General features: G+C 43.4%; 18 protein-coding genes and 1 pseudogene. 10 read left to right on the forward strand and 9 right to left on the reverse strand.

The annotated features are described in order from the left end of the window. The first annotated feature begins 113 nt into the window (after positions 1–113). Positions 114–2,243, forward strand: coding sequence for a TonB-dependent siderophore receptor (locus FX988_RS15465; RefSeq protein ID WP_160181028.1), 2,130 nt, complete (start codon positions 114–116; stop codon positions 2,241–2,243). A gap of 174 nt (positions 2,244–2,417) precedes the next feature. Here FX988_RS15465 and FX988_RS15470 read toward each other — a convergent pair whose 3' ends face one another. Further along, a complete protein-coding gene (locus FX988_RS15470) occupies positions 2,418–3,188 on the reverse strand; it encodes a hypothetical protein (protein ID WP_160181029.1) in 771 nt (256 codons plus the stop codon). Positions 3,189–3,706: 518 nt separating this feature from the next. On the opposite strand from FX988_RS15470, the gene FX988_RS15475 reads away from it, so the two are divergent. Together FX988_RS15475 and FX988_RS15480 are read left to right on the forward strand one after the other, a co-directional pair. After that, on the forward strand, positions 3,707–4,012 hold the full coding sequence (locus tag FX988_RS15475; RefSeq protein ID WP_160181030.1) for a hypothetical protein: 306 nt from the start codon (positions 3,707–3,709) through the stop codon (positions 4,010–4,012). Between the two features lie 117 nt (positions 4,013–4,129). Further along, complete coding sequence (locus FX988_RS15480; protein WP_160181031.1) at positions 4,130–5,365, forward strand: M24 family metallopeptidase; 1,236 nt, start codon at positions 4,130–4,132, stop codon at positions 5,363–5,365. A gap of 73 nt (positions 5,366–5,438) precedes the next feature. Here the strand turns inward: FX988_RS15480 and FX988_RS15485 are convergent, their stop codons facing one another. Genes FX988_RS15485 through FX988_RS15500 form a run of 4 tightly spaced genes read right to left on the reverse strand, consistent with a single transcriptional unit; the run spans position 5,439 to position 11,093 of the window. After that, positions 5,439–7,562: a TonB-dependent siderophore receptor gene (locus FX988_RS15485; RefSeq protein ID WP_160181032.1), complete on the reverse strand. Its 2,124-nt coding sequence runs from the start codon at positions 7,560–7,562 to the stop codon at positions 5,439–5,441. Between the two features lie 26 nt (positions 7,563–7,588). Continuing rightward, complete coding sequence (locus FX988_RS15490) at positions 7,589–8,899, reverse strand: DUF3526 domain-containing protein (RefSeq protein WP_160181033.1); 1,311 nt, start codon at positions 8,897–8,899, stop codon at positions 7,589–7,591. Continuing rightward, on the reverse strand, positions 8,896–10,359 hold the full coding sequence (locus tag FX988_RS15495) for an ABC transporter permease (RefSeq protein ID WP_160181034.1): 1,464 nt from the start codon (positions 10,357–10,359) through the stop codon (positions 8,896–8,898). Before FX988_RS15495 ends, FX988_RS15490 begins: the two co-directional genes overlap by 4 nt. Next, positions 10,356–11,093: an ABC transporter ATP-binding protein gene (locus tag FX988_RS15500; RefSeq protein ID WP_160181035.1), complete on the reverse strand. Its 738-nt coding sequence runs from the start codon at positions 11,091–11,093 to the stop codon at positions 10,356–10,358. The genes FX988_RS15495 and FX988_RS15500 overlap by 4 nt, the downstream gene beginning before the upstream one ends. Positions 11,094–11,488: 395 nt before the next feature. Between FX988_RS15500 and FX988_RS15505 the strand changes: the two genes are divergently transcribed. After that, complete coding sequence (locus tag FX988_RS15505; RefSeq protein ID WP_160181036.1) at positions 11,489–12,511, forward strand: hypothetical protein; 1,023 nt, start codon at positions 11,489–11,491, stop codon at positions 12,509–12,511. Positions 12,512–12,563: 52 nt separating this feature from the next. Next, positions 12,564–12,722: pseudogene (locus FX988_RS15510) on the forward strand (IS110 family transposase); the annotation flags it as partial. 34 nt (positions 12,723–12,756) lie between these two features. Here FX988_RS15510 and FX988_RS21935 read toward each other — a convergent pair. After that, positions 12,757–12,999: an IS66 family insertion sequence element accessory protein TnpB gene (locus FX988_RS21935; protein WP_412761900.1), complete on the reverse strand. Its 243-nt coding sequence runs from the start codon at positions 12,997–12,999 to the stop codon at positions 12,757–12,759. 28 nt (positions 13,000–13,027) lie between these two features. Beyond that, complete coding sequence (locus FX988_RS21640) at positions 13,028–13,240, reverse strand: hypothetical protein (protein WP_201751597.1); 213 nt, start codon at positions 13,238–13,240, stop codon at positions 13,028–13,030. Between the two features lie 387 nt (positions 13,241–13,627). Here FX988_RS21640 and FX988_RS15520 point away from each other — a divergent pair, with 387 nt between their 5' ends. From FX988_RS15520 to FX988_RS15535, 4 genes are all read left to right on the forward strand, one after another. Further along, on the forward strand, positions 13,628–14,182 hold the full coding sequence (locus FX988_RS15520) for a hypothetical protein (RefSeq protein ID WP_160181037.1): 555 nt from the start codon (positions 13,628–13,630) through the stop codon (positions 14,180–14,182). 596 nt (positions 14,183–14,778) lie between these two features. After that, positions 14,779–16,443: a diguanylate cyclase gene (locus FX988_RS15525; protein WP_160181038.1), complete on the forward strand. Its 1,665-nt coding sequence runs from the start codon at positions 14,779–14,781 to the stop codon at positions 16,441–16,443. Positions 16,444–16,672: 229 nt separating this feature from the next. Continuing rightward, positions 16,673–17,530: a phytanoyl-CoA dioxygenase family protein gene (locus tag FX988_RS15530; RefSeq protein ID WP_160181039.1), complete on the forward strand. Its 858-nt coding sequence runs from the start codon at positions 16,673–16,675 to the stop codon at positions 17,528–17,530. Then, positions 17,530–18,126 carry a TetR/AcrR family transcriptional regulator gene (locus FX988_RS15535; protein ID WP_160181040.1) on the forward strand — a complete coding sequence of 199 codons (597 nt, stop codon included), beginning with the start codon at positions 17,530–17,532 and terminating at the stop codon, positions 18,124–18,126. Before FX988_RS15530 ends, FX988_RS15535 begins: the two co-directional genes overlap by 1 nt. 456 nt (positions 18,127–18,582) lie before the next feature. On the opposite strand, the gene FX988_RS15540 is transcribed toward FX988_RS15535, so the two are convergent. Continuing rightward, on the reverse strand, positions 18,583–20,313 hold the full coding sequence (locus FX988_RS15540) for an ATP-binding protein (protein WP_160181041.1): 1,731 nt from the start codon (positions 20,311–20,313) through the stop codon (positions 18,583–18,585). Between the two features lie 8 nt (positions 20,314–20,321). Next, entirely contained in the window at positions 20,322–21,341 is a 1,020-nt protein-coding gene (locus FX988_RS15545; protein WP_160181042.1) for an SIR2 family protein, read from the reverse strand. 654 nt (positions 21,342–21,995) lie between these two features. Between FX988_RS15545 and ltrA the strand changes: the two genes are divergently transcribed. Then, positions 21,996–23,330 (forward strand): group II intron reverse transcriptase/maturase, encoded by a 1,335-nt coding sequence (gene ltrA / locus FX988_RS15550; protein WP_160181043.1) that lies wholly within the window; start codon positions 21,996–21,998, stop codon positions 23,328–23,330. Positions 23,331–23,337: the final 7 nt, after the last annotated feature.

Consider the following 23,337-nt stretch of genomic DNA (forward strand, 5'->3'; position numbering starts at 1 on the left):
CGAGCTATTTCATAACTTAGTAATGATAATTGTTATTATTTGTGTTGTGATTGAGGTATATTAAGGTGATCGCTTACATGTTTATCTAGTTATACATTTTTGAGGGAAATAGAATGCCGAAAGTTCGCAAAGGTTGGGTTTACCCATCTCTATCTGCGTTAGCCATAGCGGTTGCCGCTTCATCTGCCGCGCAAGAGCAAGAAGATAGCCTTGAGCATATTGAAGTAAATGCTATGCAATCGTATCGAAGCACAGCCACTAAGTCTTCATTGCGCCCCATTGACTCACCTGTGAGTATCAGCGTGATTGATCAAGAGTTACTGCAACTACGTCAAGCCGATTCAGTATCAAAAGCACTTCGTTATACTTCAGGAGTCACGACGGAAAGTCGCCCTACGATCACGATTTTCGATCAATTTACCATTCGTGGTTTCACCACTTATCAAACGTTTTACGATGGTCTTCCTTTATTGAGTAACAATAGCTGGAACCTTTATCCTCAGGTTGATGCCTTCGCAACAGAATCGCTAGAAATTTTAAAAGGCCCAGCATCATCGCTGTATGGCTTAGTACCTCCTGGCGGCTTGGTGAATCAGGTCGCGAAGTACCCCAAAGACGATGACGAAACTTTAGTACGTGCTGCATTTGGCTCTGACAGTTTAATTGAGTTGGGTTTAGATACCACAGGTGCGCTAAGTGACAATGCTCGTTATCGTTTTGTTGCGCTAGGACGTAATCGAGATGGTTATCAAGACACCACAGAAACCGAGCGTTATACCGTTGCACCTTCGGTGACTGTGGATATCAGTAAAGCCACAGAGCTCACGCTGTCAGCATATTATCAAGACGATCCCGAGTTAATTCCGTCAACCTCTTTACCTGGAATAGGAACATTGAACGAGGCCCCTTACGGTAAACTAGACGTTAGCAGTTACGCGGGTGACGAAAACTGGAACAGCTTTTCACGGGAAGTGCTAATGCTGGGTTATAAGCTCAATCATCAGTTGAATGATGATTGGTCGATATTGCAGAAGTTTCGCTACACAGATGCGCAAGCTCTGCAACAGAATACCTATCATACGGTTGAACCAACAGACGGGATATTGTTAGCACGCTCTGCTTATCTTACTGACGAGGAAATAGACGGGGTTACGGTTGATACCCAAGTAGCGGGTTTTGTTCAAACCGGAGAAGTATTACATAGTTTACTATTTGGGGTCGATTACCAAAACTCTGACTCAACAGTTGCTTATCGCGATACGTTGGGGACGGACACGCCAGCGCTTGACTTGAGTAATATTGACAACAACTTATTTGATGTAGACACATTGCCGTTGGAGTTTTATCAAGAAGATCACAATATCGACATTGAGCAAATTGGCTTTTATGTGCAGGATGAGATGCGTTTGGGCAAGTTTACGTTTTTGCTAAACGGTCGTTATGATCAATTTGAAAGTACCGATGAAGTGGCCAATGTATATGCTGGCACGCCTTACGGTAGCACTACAGATATTGATCAAAATGAGTTTTCTGGGCGCGTTGCGGCCATGTACACCTTCGATTCGGGTTGGCGCATGTATGCGAATTATTCAGAATCGTTCGAACCTGTTTCAGGTGTAGACTCACAAACCGGTGAAGCGTTTAAGCCCACCACAGCAGATCAAATAGAGCTAGGCACTAAGTATATCAGTGATAATGGTGCAACGACTTTCTCGGGTGCATATTTTGTGCTCACCAAACAGAATGTTGTGGTTAACACACCTGATTTTGCGCTGAAAACACAAAACGGCGAAGTGGAATCTAAAGGCGTAGAGCTTGAGCTTTCTAGTCAAATAACACAGGCCTTTTCTGTGCAAGCAAATGCCACGTTGTTAGATATGGAAGTGACGGACAACCCACTTGATACTGATATTGTGGGTAAAACTCCAGTGTGGGTAGCAGAAGAAAGTGCATCCGTATGGGCAAATTACTTTTTTGACGATGCACTCGATGGGCTAATGCTTGGGGCTGGTGTGCGTTACGTAGGAGAAACCCAAGCGGATAAATACAACAGCCAAGTCGTGCCGTCATATACGTTACTGGATGCAGTACTGTCTTACCATATTCCAAAGTATGACGTAAAGCTGACCGGCAGCGTGAGTAACCTAACGGATAAAGAATATGTGGGGGCGTGCTTCGACACCAACAACTGTTGGTACGGTGCCCAGCGCAGATTTGAAGTGGGGATCGAAAAGCGCTTTTAAGTGTGTAAGGTACGTTAGCTTAAACTTTAATAGGCCAGCGCTAGTCGCTGGCTTTTTGTTTATGTGGCCTGCATTTAGGTTTAATTAAATAATAATCTTCCTTATTGAACCTGCAATCTGCCTAGATGTATAGGGTTTGAATAACCTAAGCCGGATTTGCCGGGCTCTCTAACATCAATTCTCATCAGGTGTGCTTAGCAGCATTTTTACATCATCTATATAATAGTTACCTAGCCCAAATGAATTTTCTTGAGCGATCTGCGTGTCGAAATGGAAATAAAGACTTAATCGTTCAATGCTCGTATCGGACGGTAAATCACCAATAGCGGTAACGCCGCCAAAAAGAAGGCTATATTTGTAGGTTTCAAGATTTAATATAACTAAACCTGCATGAGGAAGGTCATTTCGTATAAACCCTATTTGCCTTGATGTTTCCCCTTCAAATATCGTCACGGTAGACCAATCCTGACCAGGGCCATCTGTCGCCCGCTGAATAGACAAGTTGATGAGAGGGCGAGGATGCCACTGGGCAAGTGTGTTAATCGTTATCCAAAGTGTTTGTGAATTTCGATTGCCAGGGTATTCAATGACGCCATCCCAGAGCACACTATAAATATTATTTGTCTCTCCAGTTGGCCTAGCATGAAAGCCCAAAAACGAACCTATAGGCTCCTCCTGAGCTCTATAGAAAAGGCGAAGAATTTTATCGCCAGATTCGCCGTTAGCGTCTGATAAGACTTTTAGAGGGGCAAATTCTGCTGTGCTATTGGCTGTGCTTCCATTCCAAGTTATTTCATCTCCGACTGGATCACCAGCAAGTGTTAAGTCAGGGAATGCGCCAACTGTATCATCAAAATTAGCGAGTAATAGTGGTTGGTTAGCGCATCCACAAAGCACGAATAAAAAAACTGAAAACATAAAAGTGAGGGGGGTTTTAGTCTTCATTACGATCTTCCTTGTACAAGCCAGAAAAGAAGCAATATCAACATCCAGTAACATCGCTAAGCGTACCAATAAGCGTAATGACGACTTCTGTATTTCGCCATTCATATTGCGAAATTATTTACCGTGAAATGCCAATTCGTTCTCTTAACTATGCCAGAATAATAGATGCCATCGCTTTTTAGGAGGGCATTACACTTCAAATTATAGAGCAGGTACATGTACGACCTAATTAGACAATAGAAAGTTGTTTTTGGCCTATAGGTTAATCGGTGACCAAGCTGTTAGTCGTGGCTGTTCGTTTGAAGGCACTCGAATTACACCCGAATAATACTGATTGCTAAATTGTATTTCTTTCTGTTTCTGTGATAGCAAATAGCTATCACCAGTCTCTCTTTATAACATTCTTTTTACACTCTAAAATCGCGGCAATTTATACTTTAGTCTAACTCATCTGGCTTGCTGTCACTTCATGACGTTAGTGCTTAAGCAAGGTGAATCGTCTTAATGTGAGGTGTTAAATGAAACGTGTTTTGTTTGCTGTCGTTATTTCAGCGTTATTTTCGTCGTTTACTCTGCATGCTAATACTACTGCAGTGCCCATAATCAAAGGTGCTGACAGACCACCCTTTAAACGGGAAATAAAAACGGAAGCAGATGATCAAAAAGGAGCACAAAAAAGCCAGAATGAGCAGATAATACAGCGCAAAGGGCGAACTGCCTTGAATAAAAAACCTCCTTTTACTCAGCGGACTACGCATGCTCGGGTGCAACTGAGTGAAAAAGCAACTCGTAAGAAGGGGCGTCGTCCTCCTTATAAGCGTTAACTTTCAAACTGGGGGTTGGGTAATGTCAGTGATATCATCGCCTTTATTATCCATTGGCTAAGTAATGAGTCTACGGCTCGAGTTCGCTTTCGTTAGCGCCGCAAAATAGGAGAAAACATGCAGACAATTGAATCAGGCATCGGTATTGGGACACAAACAGCAGAACAAGCGTTGGCGACGCTAAACGATATGACTCAACACCTTGTGCCTATTCAGCCTGAGGAGTACTTGCAGCGCATTGCTAGAGCCCAAGCGTATATGCAAGCTAATAATATCGACGCGATTTATCTGAATGCAGGCACCAACTTAACGTATTTTACCGGTATGAAATGGTATGCCAGTGAGCGCATGGTCGGGGCCATTTTACCCGCAAAAGGCGCGGTGCAATATATCGCGCCGCATTTTGAAATTGGCAGTCTAACTGGCTTTAAAGTGATAGAGGGGCCGATACATGGTTGGCAAGAACACGAGAACCCTTATCGCTTATTTGTTGAGGTACTAGCAAGCCTAGGAATAGCGAAAACCGCTACGATTGGCATAGATGAAAGCGCGCAGTTTTTTATATTCGACGGCATTAATAAAGCCCAAGAGGGCTTAACGCTGATTAATGCTCAAGAGGTGACTGCCCATTGCAGAATGCACAAGTCTGATAACGAACTGGCGTTGATGCAAGGGGCCATGGATATGACGTTGGCTGTGCATCAAGCCACCGCAAGTATGCTGTGCCAAGGAATAAGCACTACCGAGGTGGAAGCCTTCATTGAACAAGCTCACCAAAAGGTTGGGGCGCCGGGCAATTATTTTTGTATCGTGCTCTTTGGGGTGGCAACGTCCTTTCCCCACGGTGTTAAAGACCCGCAAACCCTCAAAGGTGGGGATGTGGTGTTAATCGATACTGGCTGCAAAGTGCACGACTATATATCTGACATTACCCGTACCTATGTGTTTGGTCAGCCAACGAGCCGCCAGCGACAATACTGGAACGATGAAAAAGCCGCACAACTCGCTGCCTTTAACGCAGCTCAAATAGGCGTGCCATGTGAAGAAGTCGATGGGGCGGCGCGTCAGTATTTGGCCTCACAAGGTTTAGGCCCAGAGTATCAAACACCGGGCTGTCCTCATCGTACTGGGCATGGTATTGGTTTAGATATTCACGAATGGCCGTATTTAGTTGGTGGTAACAAAACGCCACTTGCTACTGGCATGTGCTTTAGTAATGAGCCTATGTTGGTCATACCCAATGAATTCGGTATTCGTTTGGAAGATCATTTTTATATGACAAGCAATGGCCCCCGCTGGTTTACCCAGCCAAGCGAGAGCATTGATAACCCTTTTGGGCTTAGCAAAATTTAACAACAAAAAGCCCGCAAACCGAAAGACCTGCGGGCTTTTTTAACCCTCTAATGCTTGAGAGTGCGGCATATTGTTAAAACTGGTATGACGCTGACACTCTAAAGCTACGCGGTGTACCAGGTTGCACCCACACGTCTGCAAATGAGTTGGTGTAATAATCTCTATCAAATAAATTATCGACCTCAGCCCTTAGTGCAATCGACTCCGTTATATCATAAGCGACAAATGCTCTAGCAGTGGTATAGCTAGGTAGGGTGAAATCGGTACCAAAGTAACCATTTCTTTTATCTACGTACACTAAGCCACCACCGATTTCTAATGCTTTACCATCTAGCTCAAGCAACTGAACCAGTTGCAAGCTAAGTTGTTGCTCTGGCACATTAAGTAGGTCGGTTCCGGCTTCAATTGTGTATCCAAAGTTGCCATCAAAGAAGGCATTTTTCGTTTTAGCATCCACATAAGCATAAGATGCCCAAAGGGTCAGCCCATCAGCAATTTCGCCATTGATGTCTATTTCCACACCTTGACTCTCGGCTTCGCCAATTGCCGCGAAAGTAAACGTAGTAGGATCGTCAACCACGAGCAAATTTTCTTGCTCGACTTTAAATACGGCAACGGTTCCAAACAATGCACCATCGTTGAGTGTGAACTTAATCCCAGCCTCTGCTGAGGTCGATTGATTGGGTTCAAAGCCGTCACCATTACTGTCTGTACCGGATAAAGGGCGGAAGTTTTCGCCATAAGTCGCATACACAGAAAGTGAGTCAGATGCTTCATATACAATGCCAAACTGCGGGCTGACTCGCGTTTCCTCTTGCTTTGAACGGCTATCTGATGAACGATTATTCAAGGTTTGTTGATAGTCATCGAAACGAGCACCGATACGCACATCAAGTTTATCAGTTAAGCTAATTTGATCTTGTATAAACACGCCAAGTGATTCTTGCGTTTCGAGGCGATCTATTTGCGTAGAAAAGTCATTCGCTAGCTCACCAGCGTCACTATACACTGGGTTAAATACGTTGATATATTGCTCAGTGGTGCGGTCGCGCAGTGCAAATTGGTCATTTTCAAATTTGTCTGAATCAAGCCCAATAATGAGACGGTGTTCTAAGCCAGCTAACGTCAAGTTGCCGGAAAGCTCTGCGCGAAATACTTGATACTCTGCATCATATTCGCGGTAGCGACGAAAACGATTTATTTCATCATCTACCACGCCTGCAAAACCCGTTTCTGTGGCAAAGCCTTCTAACGATGTATCACGATAGTTAGCGCCTAACAACACACTCCAGTTATCATCAAAATCATGGTGAAACTCTACTTGGTGCCCTAATGTGTCAGTTTCGATGGGACCGTCGGCGGGCTCTCCGAGAAAACGACTTTGTGGGACGACGCCAAGTTTGTTGTCAATCGCTATCACACCTCGGTCGAACGGCACTTCTTGGTGCGCATATTCTAATTCGTAAACGAGCGTGCTTTGCTCACTGATCTCCCATGCGATTGATGGGCTAAAACCTTCTTTCTGACTTTTTACCGTGTCACGAAAGCTACCTGCATCCTCGTAAAAACCTACAAGGCGCACTGCTACATCGTCGGTCAGTGGAGTAGTGTAATCTACATCTGCTCGGTATGTATCATAGCTTCCTGCAGATAGCTTTATCTCGCCTTGTGTATCAAATGTTGGGCGTTTTGTTACTAGGTTAACTGTGCCGCCTGGTTCACCACGGCCAAATAATGCTGCACGTGGGCCTTTTAGCACTTCAACTGACTCGATACCCGAAAGATCGCGAGAACCACCAAAACCTCTGCCCGCATTAAAACCGTTGACCAAGTAGTTACTGGGCAGGTTTTCGTCACCCACAAACCCTCGCAACGCAAAGCTATTCCAAAGGCCACCAAAGTTGTTTTGCCGCGCAACCGATGCAGATAAATCTAATGCCTGATTTAAATCAATTGCGCCTGCATTTGCTAACGCTTCAGAATTTATTTTCAATTCTGATTGCGGGGTTTCTAACGGACTAAAGTTGCCTTGATACGCTTGTCGTGACCCTACAATGCTTAAGGTTTCGATTGCTTTGTCTTGGGCGACGCTTTGTGACGCGTTTTGTTCATCTGCTGCAACGCTATGATGAATTAACACGCTAGCTAAGCAAGCGCTGAGATAGGTGAGCTTTAGCCCTTGTGTACCAGAGTTCATGGTAAAACCTTTTTATAGTGTGAGTGTTATTTATTGGCCGATTGAACGCTATCTGTATCGCGCCCTTGTTGTTGTTCAAAAATGAACTTGTCAAAACTAGGCATGTTAATCAGCTCCCCTTTGTCGAATTCACCTTGGGCAAATAAGAATGGGTAGTGAAACAAACGAAGGGCTTGGTGAAAGTCCCGTACTTGTTGTTCGTACTCATGCGCCGCCACGGCGTCTGTTTCTGCAAGGCGAGTTAACAGGCGCTGCAATAACATGGGCGGAGACAGCAAAGATGCATACCCAGCGAATTGGTATTTCTTACTGGCTGCCTCACGATATTCTTGTGACATAGGCGCTGCGATTTGGTCTCCGACCTGTTGAAAGGCGTAATACCATTTCCACTCGAACATGCTTTGCATGGCCACATGCTCTTTCCACTCTGGATAGGTTGCTGTGAAGGCGTCCATGGTGGTTTCTTTTGGCAGATCCCATGCGTCATTGACGGCTTCTCGCTGGGTTAACACAATGTCGCCACCCTTAGGTGAATGAACAAGTTGATTAATGCTCAAGTCGCCTAGAATAGGCGTGATGAAGGCGAACAGTACCCACATACCTATTAATCCTGAAGCCACTTTGGGCGCGCTACTTGCGTTCCTGCCCCAGTACACGCTTACCAATGCCCAAAACGCTAGATAGATGATGCAGTAGAGCGAAACTAACCCTATGGCTGCCAGTGAGGTACCACTGACCCAAGCCCCTACATAAAATGGCAGCATCAAACACAAGAAAAGTGCAATGAAGCGTATTGCCCCTCGAGCTCCCCAAAGGGCCCATGGGGATTTAGCCGTAGTGACTAATAAATCGTGCCTGCCGCTGCTGCGCTCGCTGGCGAATAAATCATGGAACAACAGAATAATAATCAGTGGCGATAGAGCACTTATCACAAATACAAAGTCGATTTTACCCGCTTGGGTAAGCTCTGCATTTTGGGTGTCGCTTTCGTAAATTTGCCCTTCAATGGCGAGCATTTTAATACGGTGCTTCCACGGGTAAATATCGCGCTCACCTAAGGCCGCAAAGGCTAAATCCGAAGGGGCTGAATAAGTAAGATGGAAGGTGTAGTAGGCTAACATCCCAATTTCATCATGCTTATGCTGTGCATCAGTACGGTCAGATGCATCGGCGGCTTTTAAACGCTCGATAGTGTGTTGCTGTTGCTCTACTTCATTCAAACCGCTGAGCACAGAAAACCCAGAGATTAAAAGTGCACAGCCGAGCAGCACTAGTAGGTATTTCTGGCGCAACATAAATCGCCATTCACGGCTAAGTTGTGTAAACATATAACTCATACTAAGCGTTTCCCTAGCCAACGAATGACAATGATGAGCGCTGCTATCCATGCTAGTAGCTGTAAAAATGCAGGTGCACTGCGTTGTAAGCGTAAGCTAGGTTTATCAACAGCGAAGGTAAAGTCTTCTAGCACTTGCCAGTTTGTCGCACCGACTCGCGCTTTTAATGACGCATCATCGTCTTTATTTCGATTCATATCGTCTTGGTAACTAAGTTGCTCTGTATGAACTTTGTTTAAGCTTTGAACAAAGTTGAATCTCAGATCTTCAGCTTCGCGTAAAAATTTATGGTGGGTTTCTATGCTGGTACCGGCAGTCAGCATTGATAATGAACGAATGGCGACCATAGGTGACAACCAACCGAAATATCGTGATACCTTGGTTTGGGCTAACTCAGTTTGCATTCGCTCTTCTGCAAACTCGTTTAACACCTCTGTTAACTTCGCTTCTGATGTCATGGCGATGATACCCCGGTAGTTAACAGGCAACTGCTCAATTGAGTCCACATTGTATTTTTCTAATAGGGAGGCTTTTATTTGCGCAAAGGCCGGGTCATTGGCATTGTGGCCATCCCCTAACTTTCGCAGCTCAGCGATAACCGCAAAGTCAGTTTCTAGTTTCCCTGCAGCGGGCACCGTTGTGATCGCAGTAGAGCTTGCGACGCGTGGCATAACCACACAGAGTAAAATCCAAGTCAGTGCTAACGCGGTAAAGCTTTCACTGTTTTTTGACAGTGCGCTTGAGCACAACAAAACCAGCAATGCCCAGACGCTCAGATAAAGGGCATAACCTAAAATAAAGCCCAAGATGGCAACGACACTTTCCCCTTCATGTAGGCTAAAAAGCGCCGAGACGGTTAACGGCACTAAAATAAGCCCAATGACCGACAGTAACGCCAGACCCTTACCGGCAATTAGGGTAAACCCTGATGTACCTTGAGATAACAAATAGGTCAGTGTGTGTGATTCGCGCTCACGACTAACTGAACTGTAGCCAATCAAAATCAGCAGCAGAGGAGCCAAAGTTTGCACGATAAACGCGGGAGTTAAGCTACCGAGTTGAGTGAGCGCAGTACCTTGTTTTTGGTCGGCAAACATGGCGCTGTTTTGCCGGTGTCCTTCTAGAAAGATAGAGTTTCCGGTGTAGGCATCAACGCCCGGATCTAACACACTCAGTGGCGATGGGGCTCTAAACGCATAGTGCCCATAATGCACCATTCTATGGGGATGTCGGTCAGGTTGATCAGCAAAGGTTTGCTCGGCATTGTCTTGTAATGCATGGCGAGTATGACTTAGCTCCATGGTATTAATGGCGGTGACTATCACAGAGGATAATGTGAGTAATAAGCCAATGGCCAATACGGATATGGCTAATTTAGAGCGTAGCCAATATCGCCACTCATCTTTGGCAACAATAATGGTTTTTGCAAAAGGGGTTATTGAAGATGAATGATCGCTCACGCTGCGCCTCGTTGGGCAAATGCCGCGTGAACTTGTTCGGTTTCAATTTGTCCGTTTTGCGGAGCGGAAAACTCTCCCACAAGTTCGCCATCGCGCAATAGGCCGATACGATCTGCTACTTGGCAGGCACCGTATACATCGTGGGTAACCATTAATATGGTAGCGCCACCAGAGGCAAGCTCGCGCACGAGTTGGTTAAATTCATCGATAGCCACAGGGTCGAGGCCCGAAGTAGGCTCATCTAATAAAAAGATCGGTGCTTCACGCAGCAAAGCCAGCGCGATGGCCGTTTTTTGTCGCATGCCTTTTGAATACGTCTGCATGTGACGATCCCGCGCCTTTTCCTGTAACGCTACGCGATCAAACGCTTGATTAACCTCAGCATCTGACTTTTTAATATCCGCCAAAGATAGGAAATATTTGACATTTTCCCTAGCGGTAAGGTGAGTATATAAGGTTGCAGATTCTGGCAAATAGGCAGTTTTTTCACGTACAAGGTTCAGGGCTTTGACAACCTCTTTACCATCCACTTTTACTGAGCCACTGCTTGGGGCATTAAACCCTAAAAGGGTCTTCAATGTGGTTGATTTACCCGCGCCGTTACCGCCTAGCAAAGCGTATATTTCACCCGCTTTAACCTGGAAGTTGAGACCTTTTAAAATGGGATTGTTTTTTATGTTGACGCAAAGTGAGTTTGCTTCAATGACAGCCTTGGCCTGATCTATTTCTATCACACAGAATCCGTATCGTTATAATATAACATAATAAATCTCGCTATGTTATATTATAACGATACGGATTTGCAACTGGTAAATGCGTGTGCGCTTTTGAGTCTAGATGAGTGGCTCAGCAGTCCTTATGGCTGGCCTTAAGCACCCTCCGAGCATATTCTAACGAATTGATTAAACGCTAAAAATTTCGCAAACTGGCAAATATTTAGGATTTTTTGAAAGGCGAACTTTTTAAAGCATACATGTGAAGCGCATTATTTTTGCATTTCCATAAAGCTTACTAATTCCCTATTTTAAATCGGCACTCGAGTAAAAATTCTGACCACGAAACTCAAATTGAGTTTGCTGTGTTATTGATAGGCAATAGGGCCAAAACGCTTTCTGAGAAGGAATGGATTGTGAAAACTAAAATATACATATTACTTGGCACAATCGTCTTACTTTTATTTATGGGTTTTGTCGCAGTTAAATATGCTCATCTGGAGGGCCTTGTTGGTAAAAACCAAAGAGAAGGAAGTCCACTCCCAGATTTTTACCCTTCAAGTAACCTTGATAGAAAAAGTGAATCTACACATGAAGTGGATTCGCGAAATACAGAGCTAACATCTGCACCTGTCCCAGAATCAGACGAAGACTGGTGTCACATCGAACAGAAATTGAGTGAGCAAGAAAAATCTAGCGTATACAGTGAGTCAATGGAATGGGCCGTAAAACGAGGCGAAATTTTGCTGCCAGCAGAAAATACTTCCTTTGAACAGCAGCATAGAAGTTTGTTGGCACCATATATCGAAGCCAAAATTGCCGAACTTGTTCAGCACGCAAAGAATGACGATCAATTTGCATTGCTTACTCTATTGCAACGAGAGGACACGCCTAAGGAGTTAAAACATCGTTCTGCTCTACATTTGATGGTGCTTGGCAATACGTCTACCGCACTCTCTTACCTAGTTGTAAAAGAAATGGTACTCGCTAATTTTATATACCAAGAAGAAGGTCGCATAAATGATGAAATCAAAAAACATCTTGTCAACAGCTTAGCCTATGTTAGTTACGGACTAGAGCGTCTAGATGTTTCTGCACTTCGCGCTTATTTAGTGATAGTGAAACAACATAAAAGCGGCACCTACAAGCTCGATTCTGAGTCAGTATTATCCGATGATGGAATGTCACGCGTCGAAGATATGAAAGAGCAACTTGTTCGCTATATAAACAACAAGAGAAGTGAAAAACATCTTAATCCAATAGGTTATGAGGACTTTCCAAAGGTCGCACTTCGAGAATTTGAATCTAGCTTAGCTGTTGAGTATGCGAACTTCGGCACGTTAATCAATGGGAGCCGGAACTTAAAAGCACTAGACTATGACTTCGAAGAAAAATCGACGTGTTTAAAGGCATTAATTCCGCTATATAAGAACCCTTAAGTGGGTCGCTTTATTTCATATATAACAAGAAACTCGTCTGTACACTGTCACCAAACGCTTTGCTGGAGCAAGAGGTCAACGGGCTAAAAAATACAAACTAGATGCGTAACTGATTGCGCATTATGGTGAAGCTATTCAGCTTAAGTTATCTCAACTAACGCCAGATCCAATGCCGGCTATGAGTGATTTAGTTGCAAGGCGAAATCCCATGCATAGGCATATATCGGCAGGCTCAACGAACATCTTCAATCAGCTAATGTCTTCATCACGGTAGCAAGCCAGTGAGGGCATACATTCGTTGACACGCTAAGTAGAGCGCTCTCAAGTTGCAGAAGAAGTTCGCTACTGGTTTCCTCGGTGTGTGACTCAATCTTTGTGACTTTACGTTTGACGTGAACGAACTTTCTGTGAGTTCGCTGGAGTCGAATATCACGTTGCCTAGTGTAGTAGGTTTGGGTATTAATCTGTTGCTGGCGACAAAACTCCACCGCTGTAAGTCCACATTGATTTTGTTGTTCACATAAATTGGGCCAATTTTGTGCTTATCCTCGTTGATGTTGCGCCATGGTCATTCTCCTTGGCAACGCAAGCATCATCGCGCAGCAAACCCATGAATTGAATGTGGGGATTACCGAGCGGACACCCATTACCCTTAAGCAAGATAATAGGAAGGTTGATGCCATCAATCGCGGTCACCATGGGTTCAATTATGCGTAGTGTTTTTTTCATGTGTTACTCAAATAACTTTTATGGCTCGCAGATTATAATGCGGCGCCTGCCTACAGTGTGTCGAGCCAGACTAAACCAAATGCGCTGAAGCTACCGTAACTTTCTGGGTTTGACGTACTTTAGGTTTCCGTTCCAATAAAAGTGCTCAGTTATCAACGGAAGTGATTTGTGAATAACATAGATAAAAGGTACATAAATCATGAATAAACAAAATGTGACAGAAATGACCGTGTTAGTCTCTGGTATCACGTAGCGAAAAGCTAAAGCTATTTATTAAGAGTGTTAGGATTTTAAATTCAGTGCGCTTTTAATTTCATCAAACGCATAATATTGCGGTTGCGATATAAATCTCAACGAAACAGAATGTAAATATAGGAGGGTTTTAGCGTGAAACAATATTATATTGCGTTCTTTTTAGCTGGTGTTTTTTTATCAAACATGGAATCGTTTGCTAATGAAAAATATACTTCAACAGATAATAATATAGAAATAATTGAAGTAGAGGGCAAAAAGCCATTATCGCTTTTGCGAAAAGAATACAAAGCAGCAAGCTTCGCGTTATTTGAAACTTTCAACGACCTCGTCGAAGAGTCAGATATGCACTATATATGTGAGAAGAAGCGTTTACCTAATTCACGAATCTCTTATAAGTCATGTCAAAATGCGTTTGATATCAGGATCAGGGATGAGTTGTTCAAAAGAGAAATGAGCAAAGATGGCGATCTCATGTCAAGGCTCAATAGAGCCCAATCCTCTTCTGATATGGGAGCGCTTGAGATTGATCGATTAGAAGAAGAGAAAAGTAAGCTAATAGCAAAGCTAGCTGAAGAAAATGAAATATTTAAGAAAGCGTTAATTGAATTAAGCAAAGCAAAGTACAATTACGAACAAGAACATATATCCCAATACGGGTCGTTCAGTAAATTCGAAGAAGAGAAGTGAATCTAAACTTTACAACTTACAATAGACAAGAAGTTTAGTTTGTAGAACCTGCAACAGACTCTGTAAGGTCCAGAAAAATCAAGCACTTTGGCTTGATCCTAGATATAAATTCCGATATCCATTTCATTCATCCCCAGCTTTCCATTACATTGTTATCCGAAAATATCCGTGGTCAGATCACGAATCATCGGTCGCAGAAACGCAGAAACGCAGAAACGCAGAACGCAACGCAACCTATGTGAAAAGGTGCGCTTTGGCGACCTAGTTGCTGCTATGGTTACTATCGACGCTGACATTGTCGTTTGAATATACGAGTCAATCTGTTTAATTGAATAAAGTGGTAACGTTGGCTCAGGATGTGCTCTTTGCTACTAGCCTCATTCGTTACAAGTAAAAGTGTTTAAACTTAGCCAAATAGCTAAGTGAAGTAGGCCCAAGCTTGCTTTAAAATCAAACAATTCGCTATTTTTTAGCTAATTCCACTGTATATTTTATAAACAGGCTGTATGTTTTATATTCTGATCTAGCAAGTATCTATTTGGCACTAAGTAGCTAAAAGTGGTTTTGGTCCCTTAATCGGTATATAAGGTTTGGCTTTGCTTTATTATTTTCATTCTCGTGTTATTTATTTTCTATTGCTGCTGGTGGTGTTACCTGCGTTCGGTGAAGGGGCTCTAGAGCTAACAGAGGGGAAAAGTACCCTAGTTGATACGAACTTATGGTACGAGTTTGACAACGTTGTTGATGTGCCGCGCCTTCAGGCAATAAAATCGTTAGAGAGTGTTAATAGTGCGCTTCAAACCGCTCAAACTATGCCATCTCTGGGGGGAGAGTCGGGGACTTACTTTACTAAAGTAACCTTAAGTATTCCCCAAAAAGGGCAGTACTTTGTCATAGTGAATGCGAATTTCATTGATGTAGGATTAGCCTCGTATTCGTCGAGTCATCAGCCAGAGCCTACTTTTCAAGTCTTCTCTCAACTACGTGATAATGCCACTCCTCCTTTGCTTCATTTTCAAGCCATAACTGTGCAAACGACGATGGATAACGAACAAATAGCACTGAGGTTGCTTATCAAAGCTAAACAGTTTCCTACGCCTGTTTCCATTTCTGTTCTCGATAGCAGAGCGTTTTATCAATTTCAAAAACTCAATAATGGCATTTCGATAGCAGGTATTACCTCCATGCTCATTTTGGCTTTGTTGGCCGTACTTATTTACTCGGGGACGAGAAAAAGAGTGGCGTTAACCTGTGCTGGTTATTTAGGGCTTCATGGGGTTGGCTGGGCAGCGGCATCTGGCATGCTCAATGACATTGTAAGTTTGCCCATTAATACCAGCTACTGGGGAATGCTCATTTTCCCTCTCGCTATTGCGTCTGCCGCGCAGTTTGTTTCTGATTTATTCGAATGTAAAGCTGACCATAAAAAGCTGTTTACGTTTTTACGTTGCGTGAGTGTAGTGAGCTTCGTATTGGGTATTACTATGTGGTTTATGCCATTTACTTTAGCGTATTTGCTATCTCATTTACTGGCCATGTTTTGGATAGTATTCACGATAGTAGTTGGTGTAAGTATGCTTAAAAAGAATGATTTCAGAGCAAAGTATTTTTTGGCGGGAAATCTTGTTTACAGTCTGTCGTTAGGATATTACATCGCGGCTCACAGCTTGTACTTTGGGGAGCTGCCATACCCTGAATCTGCCGTAATATTTGCCTTGTCATTAGACTGCCTATGTATCTTGCTGTGTTTAACTGAATGGTTCAAATTAAAACAAAAGGAGTTTACCCGAAACCAATACTTGTCGCGAATTGACTCGATGACGCAGCTAGGGAATAGGTTTTCCCTGTCGGAGTGTATTGGGCAAATCGCTGACGACTACGTCATTGTTTACATAGATTTAGATGGCTTGAAAAGTATCAATGATAGAAACGGGCACGATGAAGGTGACAAACTCATTATCAAAACGGCGAGCCTGTTACAGCAGTCGTTTTATTCATTGGGTGACGTGTTTCGCTCTGGGGGCGATGAGTTTGTGGTGGTACTGCAGGCTAATTCGGCTCATGGCATTCAAAATGCGGCTGATAAAGCGCTAGCACAAATGTCACATGTATCTATTGAGCTAGGCAAGCAATGGCATGATGCTGGCGTTAGCTTTGGGATAGCCACGAGCCTAGAAGCCAAAGGCCCCTCAGAATGTATATCATTGGCGGATAAGCGAATGTATCAGCACAAAGCAAAAACTAAGTATTCAAACCCATAGCTACACCCAAACTTAAACCGAGCGCACAACTCCAATATTACGTTTCCATTGTCATTTCACTCATCTTCAAGCTCCCGTTTTACGCGGCTTTTACTTGTTACTCCTAGTGAGCATGCCAGCTCTTACTAAGTGACTTGCGCTTGTTTTAATGCTTAAAACTTGACCAGTAATTTAATCACAGTTAAATTTGAGTTGAACTCAACTCAGTGAAGTGGATCGAGGGGAACGTATGACAACGCTAGAGACTAAGAACATCGATAACGCATATGTTGCAGGGGACAATGCAGGTAAGTATCGACAAACCCAAAGTGAGAAGGTCAAGTTGATACCGGAACATGTGACACAAGCCGATTTAAAACAGGTGGAAGAACACGGTTACATAGTGATTGAAAACCTGTTGTCGGGGCCCGAAATTACGACGATTAAAAATGCAATTTCGCCTTTATTAAATGAAACGGGCAGAAATGCATTCGAAGGATACAAAACGCAGAGATTGTATGGCGTTTTGAACAAAACCAGAGCACTGGATCGCTTAGTTGACCACCCACGTATTCTTGCCTTGCTCGACAAGTTATTCATGCCAAATTATCTTTTGTCCCAATTGCAGATCATCAATTTGTTGCCGGGTGAATCTGGACAGCCACTGCACTTCGATGATGGTTTTTATCCTATCCCTCGACCTAGGGCACCGCTAGGCGCTGCTACCATTTGGGCAATCGACGATTTCACACAGTCCAATGGCGCAACGGTGATCGTACCAAACAGCCACACATGGGACGACAACCAAAAGCCCGCAGCAGAACAGGCGAAATCAGCAGTCATGAAAGCTGGATCTGTACTCTTTTATCCCGGCACGTTCTGGCATGGTGGAGGTGCAAATCATTCGAGTGCCAACCGCCTCGCGGTTACTTGCCAATATTGTGAGCCATGGTTGCGCACCCAGGAAAACTATTTTTTGGGCACACCATTAAACGTTGTCGCGGATTTATCAGAAGATATACGTAGAATGTTAGGGTTCTCCATTCATCCTCCGTTTATTGGAATGGTCAATGGCATGCACCCTAAACGATTATTAGAGAATATGTGATGAAAAAAGATGCAGCAAAAAAGTCCACTCGAAAGCGTTTATTAGACGCGGCCAGAGTTGAAATTGTTAACGGTAACGGGGATTTAGAAGTTGCGAATGTAGCCAAGCGGGCAGGGGTATCAGACGGGCTTACGTACTACCATTTCGGTAACAAAGCTGGGCTTATCAACGCCATCGTAAATGCATTTTATCACGATTTAGACGACAAGGTTGCGGGTGTTCCTTTTGATGGTGACACTTGGAAAGAGAGAGAAAAAGCCCGGGTACATGCCATGGTCTCGTTATTTTATGATGACCCAGTGGCAATGATTGCAGCAACGCGACTACGAACCGACCCCGCGTTTACACAAGAAGAACTAGAGCGCAATGACAGGTTAGAGCAATTAGGCGCAAGAAACATCGCCGAAGCCCAGCGAAAAGGCGAAATCGATGCTGCTTATAACCCACTAATGTTAGCGTCAATGCTGCTCTCAGGCGTTATGTCAGGGGTGAGAATCGCGTTAACCACCACACCCCCTCTATCTGTTGATAAAGCCCAACAATCGGTATGGGGATTTGTCGAACGAGCCGCGGGCCTCAAAGACATAGATTTATAATATGAGCAAGCGCATGACATTCTGAGTGGCAGCAAGAAAAGACGGGGTAGAGCTATCAATAGAGTAGGTGGCTGGGCTAGCTATTAACTAGCTGAATTTCACGTATAAACAGTAAACCCACGGAAATGAGGGGGATACTTTTACATCTAGCAGCTTATACAAACATCTGCTAAGCGATTAACCCCGCGTAGCTTAAGACTTACCACGTTTACAATCCATCAAGCCCCAGCACACCATCACCAAAGGCATTGTGGTAAGCATCATTACCATGGGTGTCCATGTAATTTTTTATTGGATTGCTAGTATGCAACATGAGAGTTACCTTTTAGTTTTGATTTAAAGATTCGACACCTTTATCAAAACGGGTAACTCTCTACTTTTCAAGAAGCAGTGTCAGATTTAGTCGGAACTAATACAAATTAGCTATTGACGCCATAGTCTCCTATTAGGTGCACATCATTGAATGTTTTGCTTTCTCCAGTTATCTATTGCTTTATTTAACCGTCCAGCAGTTACATCACCTTGCCATTCCTTCCAGAACTCGATGGTGCCACTATCTGGCTTGTTATTCGGCTCATCAATACGTATACGGCTAGGCAATAAACTTGCGTCTCCGACAACAAGCGCTTCACCAGTATCTAAAGTAGGTAAAATATCACTAAAACCACCTAGACTATCTGGGAGTAGTTTTTTTATGACAGATTGATCATCAGAATTAGTAAGCCTCATAGCCACAAAGTTACTGCATTGGCTAAGTATGGTCTTATTCACTTCTGATGGTCTTTGTGTGACAACCACCAAACTAACTCCATACTTTCTGCCTTCTTTAGCTATGCGCTCGAAAATTTGAATAGATATATCATCCGATGCTCCGGACACATTTTTATTGGGAATATATAAATGGGCTTCATCACATAAGATTGCTACTGGGTGGCGTTCTTCAGAAGGTGTCCACTGTTGAACAGAAAAAGCAAGGCGAGCTACTAATGAAACGATTAACGGAAGCACATCTGACGGTACTTCAGAAAAGTTAATTATTTTAACTCCTCCATTTCCATTTTCATCGTTACTCCCTAAAAGAGCACAAGCTAACCTATTTAACCAGTCAAACTTTAAAACATCTGCTCCACCTTGAAACAAAAAGCCTAAACGACGATCCGATATTTTATTTTCTAGGCGAGAAATCATTCTGCTTAGTTTTCCGTTAAATTCACCAGCTTTTTCGGTGCCTGCTTTAGCACCTGGTATGCGCTCAACATTGATGGCATTTAACTCATGTATCAATGATGGCAAATCAAAAGGAACAGGGCTATCAACTGTAAAGTTGTCTAAAATATCTTGATAGCCACCGTCTTCTAAGTATTGAGTTTTAGCTGAATTGACTTCTCTCGCCATTAGCATTGCTTGGTTTGGCGCATTTTGATCACTGCGATCAACGAATAATGAAACCAATGCTTCATATGACAGTAGCCAGTAAGGTAGATAAATTACACCGTCTGCCAATGTGCGATTTGATTCTATATCACTTGGACCTGCAACCTTAAAGTGACTAATACCATCCCCCTCTAAAGGAGAATACTCCCCGTGCAAGTCAAAAATTATTGCATTTGAATTTTTCAGTTCAGAAACTTGCTCAATGATTCTTGCCGTAGTCCAAGATTTACCAGCCCCGGTGCTTCCTCCGATAAAAGCATGACGCTGGAAAAACTTATTACCATTTAAATAAGCTACCGCATTTTCATCTAGGGTATATTTACCTAATGTTAATGAATTACCGTCTGCTTCTGCATGAGAAATAACTCTCATAAATGAGGTTAGCTTTTCGCCTTCTAGTGCAAAACAATTTGCATCAATTTCCGGTACGCTTTCTAGTGTGCGGCGGAATATGTTTCTTTTTATACCGTCAGCATCAATCAAGGAGCCAATCAATGCCACTTTACATAAATTCTGTTCGTCAGAAGGCTCTTCATTTTCTTCAGTAGCAGAAGGTATTAGCTTTTTTCTTGTAACCTGATTGATAATTCCAATCAAGTGCTGCCCGGGCTTACTACTTTGTAATACAGCCAGCCTATTAACCTGCAACCTTTTTAAAAGTTCAGCATCATTAACTTCTACAACAACTGTTGCTGTATCTACAGAAGCCACTTTGCCCAAAGCTTCATCGTCATTAAAATTAAAAATAGTCATATATTCCCTTACATTATTAAATTCATGAAGCCACTGAGTGACCAGAACTCGCCTTCTACTTCTGCTGGTTCATCCAGTAGAGAGCTATAAATTTTAGATTTATTGTCTTCAGCTGCTTCGATAGCTAAATACTTATCAGTACTTTCATTAGCAATAAATTCTTTCGTAGCTTCGGTCAATTTATAAGTTATGATAATTACTGAAGCTCCATTATTTGCACATCGATTTACCAGCTTCGTTTGGATATGTTCATCATTGAAACCAAAGCCAATACATAAATAAGCGGTGGCTTTATCCATTACATCGTCAGATTCATGGATAATTGTTTTATAGGGCTCTTTATGAGTACTACGGTATTTTTCAATACCGGGTGTTACTATTAATGGTGTGAGATCGTTAGGGATTTCACTAACGTTGCTTAAAAATATAATTACACCATTAGAATTAGAGAACCAACCTAGGGAACCATGCACTTTCCAAATATTTACCTGCCTAGAGCAAGATAAATAGTCCTTCTTAGCGCTGTAGCCTCTATAACCATGAGAGAAGCCACTGTAATGATGGATATTTTCTTGCTCGCACGCATATTCTGCTAACCTGTCATAATTGGGAGTTATTATGTTGAGCTCTTTGGCTGTGCTCCTAAACATGTGTTTTAACAGCTTACCCAGTGGAAACAATGAAAGGTTATTTAGTGAGCCCTCAAATACTGTAAAATCTTCAGGTGCTAGAAGGCTCCATGTTTCTGAAACCACTCTACCAGTTAGTTCAGGTGACAATGGAACATCATGTAATGCTGTTTCTAAATCTATATCGGCTTTCAGTTTTTCACAAAAATTATGCCAAGAAGTTTGTTCATTATCGTGTAAATCCACCACGTCAACATTCGCCATAAGATGCTGTGCTAACTGCCACATTCCAGACATTCCAAAAGCAGCCGAAGCTCCACTTCCTAATATAATTACGGGAGTGTTCTTGTAATAATCTTGAGCTTGTTTTGATATTTTATTTAGGATTTCCTCAGACATAACATTCCTTATATTGACTGATGGCTATGATGCTGCTTTGTGCGCCTAACGCCGCATTAAGCGGACAAAAATAGTGGGTCAAAATGTGTAGCGAAGCGAAACGTAACCCACTGTTTTTGTTCCGTTTAAATGCCTTGTGTACGCCCAGCATGGGCATGAACTAATGAGGTGAAAGTCCTCTGTAGGAAGGTCACCGTTTACTTAACTTACTGTTATTAAACGTTAACTACTAGCGAATGGCAAGGGCCAAACCGCGAGGTTTGGTCTGGAGGAATCGGGACGCAAATCTGCGAGCTGATGAACAAGAACATCATATGAGGCGTAGGCTGAAGGTGAGTTGGCACAAGACGACGAATCCACGTGATCTAACGGCCACCGTAAATGATGCAGTAGTGCAGAGACAGTTCATGCTCTTATCTGGGGAGATCTGCTTAACAAGCGATCGGTAAATAACCAGTGAGGCTCTGGTATACAAGTGCCTTGGCTTTTCAGTGTCATCGGCTGAATAGAGCAAATAGATGAAAACCGATAGCGCATAACGGTGTAAACCGCAGTGTGATTAAGCAGAAGTCAGCAGACGGCATAGTAGCCAAACGCCCATCGTAATGGTTGGGACACGGCGAAGGCCTGAACATTTAGAACAAAGGAGGAGCCTTGTCAGACTTGAACACACGAATACCGTCCGGTAGCGACGTGACTCAGCGTACCGATAAGCAGCCAGCCTTTAGCGAAATTCTACTCGAACTTACCTTAAAGTCTTCTAACATATTGGAAGCGTGGAAACGGGTTCGAGCCAATAAAGGGGCTGCTGGCATTGATGGGATGACCATTGATGACTTCCCCACTTGGGCAAAAGATGGCAACTGGAAACGTATTGCATCTGAGCTTCGCTTAGGTCAATACCAACCATCACCCGTTCGACGAACGGAAATTGACAAACCCGATGGCGGTAAACGTCAGCTAGGCATTCCAACTATTGTTGACCGAGTGATACAACAAGCCATTGCTCAGGTATTAACGCCCATATTCGATCCAACCTTCTCAGACAATAGTTTTGGGTTCAGGCCAAATCGAAATGGGCAACAAGCGGTGAAACAGGTACAAAGCATCATTAAAACGGGTCGCCGTTTTGCTGTCGATGTTGATCTGTCAAAGTTCTTTGACCGCGTTGATCATGATTTACTCATGACGCACCTTGGCTATAAAGTGAAGGACAAGCGATTGCTTAAATTGATTAAACGTTACTTGCGAGCTGGGGTTATCGATAACCAGTTTTATAGTGAAAGTCGAGAAGGTGTTCCCCAAGGCGGGCCATTATCGCCTTTGCTGGCAAACATCATGCTTGACCCTTTGGACAAAGAGCTTGAGAAACGAGGACACAAGTTTGCTCGCTATGCGGATGATTTTACCATACTGGTAAAGAGTCCCCGTGCGGGTAAACGTGTGCTGAGTAGTATCAGCAGATTCCTGAATAACCACTTGAAACTGATCGTTAACACGGCCAAAAGTCACGTCGTTAAAACCAGTGAAAGTAAATTCCTTGGGTTCATATTTAAGGGAGGTCGCATTCAATGGCACCCAAAGACATTGCTGAAGTTTAAGCAACAAGTCCGAAGGCTAACGAACCGCAACTGGGGTGTGTCCATGCATTACCAACTCTCTAAACTCAGCCAGTATTTACGTGGTTGGATAAACTACTTCGGTATCGCCAGTGGTTATCAACGTTGTATCGATCTAGATCATTGGATCAGGCGCAGAGTTCGAATGGCCTATTGGCGGCAGTGGCGTAAGCCGCGTACCAAAGTCAGACGTTTAATGAGGTTAGGTGTGCATGTTCAGGCAGCCGTTGCGTGTGGCATCACCAGCAAAGGACCATGGCGTAGTGCTAAAACTCCGGGGGTTAATCAAGCTTTATCCCTTGATTACTTAAAATCCGAGGGGCTTTATTCATTGCGTGATGGGTGGATTGCGCTTCACCATCCTAAGTGAAACGCCC

Origin of the sequence: Paraglaciecola mesophila (assembly GCF_009906955.1) — a bacterium.
GTDB lineage: Bacteria > Pseudomonadota > Gammaproteobacteria > Enterobacterales > Alteromonadaceae > Paraglaciecola > Paraglaciecola mesophila_A.

Coding starts and splice junctions, on each gene's coding strand:
- FX988_RS15465 (WP_160181028.1), top strand. CDS start 114: ATGCCGAAAGTTCGCAAAGGTTGGGTTTACCCATCTCTATCTGCGTTA.
- FX988_RS15475 (WP_160181030.1), top strand. CDS start 3,707: ATGAAACGTGTTTTGTTTGCTGTCGTTATTTCAGCGTTATTTTCGTCG.
- FX988_RS15470 (WP_160181029.1), bottom strand. CDS start 3,188: ATGAAGACTAAAACCCCCCTCACTTTTATGTTTTCAGTTTTTTTATTC.
- FX988_RS15540 (WP_160181041.1), bottom strand. CDS start 20,313: ATGACTATTTTTAATTTTAATGACGATGAAGCTTTGGGCAAAGTGGCT.
- FX988_RS15535 (WP_160181040.1), top strand. CDS start 17,530: ATGAAAAAAGATGCAGCAAAAAAGTCCACTCGAAAGCGTTTATTAGAC.
- FX988_RS21640 (WP_201751597.1), bottom strand. CDS start 13,240: ATGAAAAAAACACTACGCATAATTGAACCCATGGTGACCGCGATTGAT.
- FX988_RS15530 (WP_160181039.1), top strand. CDS start 16,673: ATGACAACGCTAGAGACTAAGAACATCGATAACGCATATGTTGCAGGG.
- FX988_RS15485 (WP_160181032.1), bottom strand. CDS start 7,562: ATGAACTCTGGTACACAAGGGCTAAAGCTCACCTATCTCAGCGCTTGC.
- FX988_RS15545 (WP_160181042.1), bottom strand. CDS start 21,341: ATGTCTGAGGAAATCCTAAATAAAATATCAAAACAAGCTCAAGATTAT.
- FX988_RS15480 (WP_160181031.1), top strand. CDS start 4,130: ATGCAGACAATTGAATCAGGCATCGGTATTGGGACACAAACAGCAGAA.
- FX988_RS15490 (WP_160181033.1), bottom strand. CDS start 8,899: ATGAGTTATATGTTTACACAACTTAGCCGTGAATGGCGATTTATGTTG.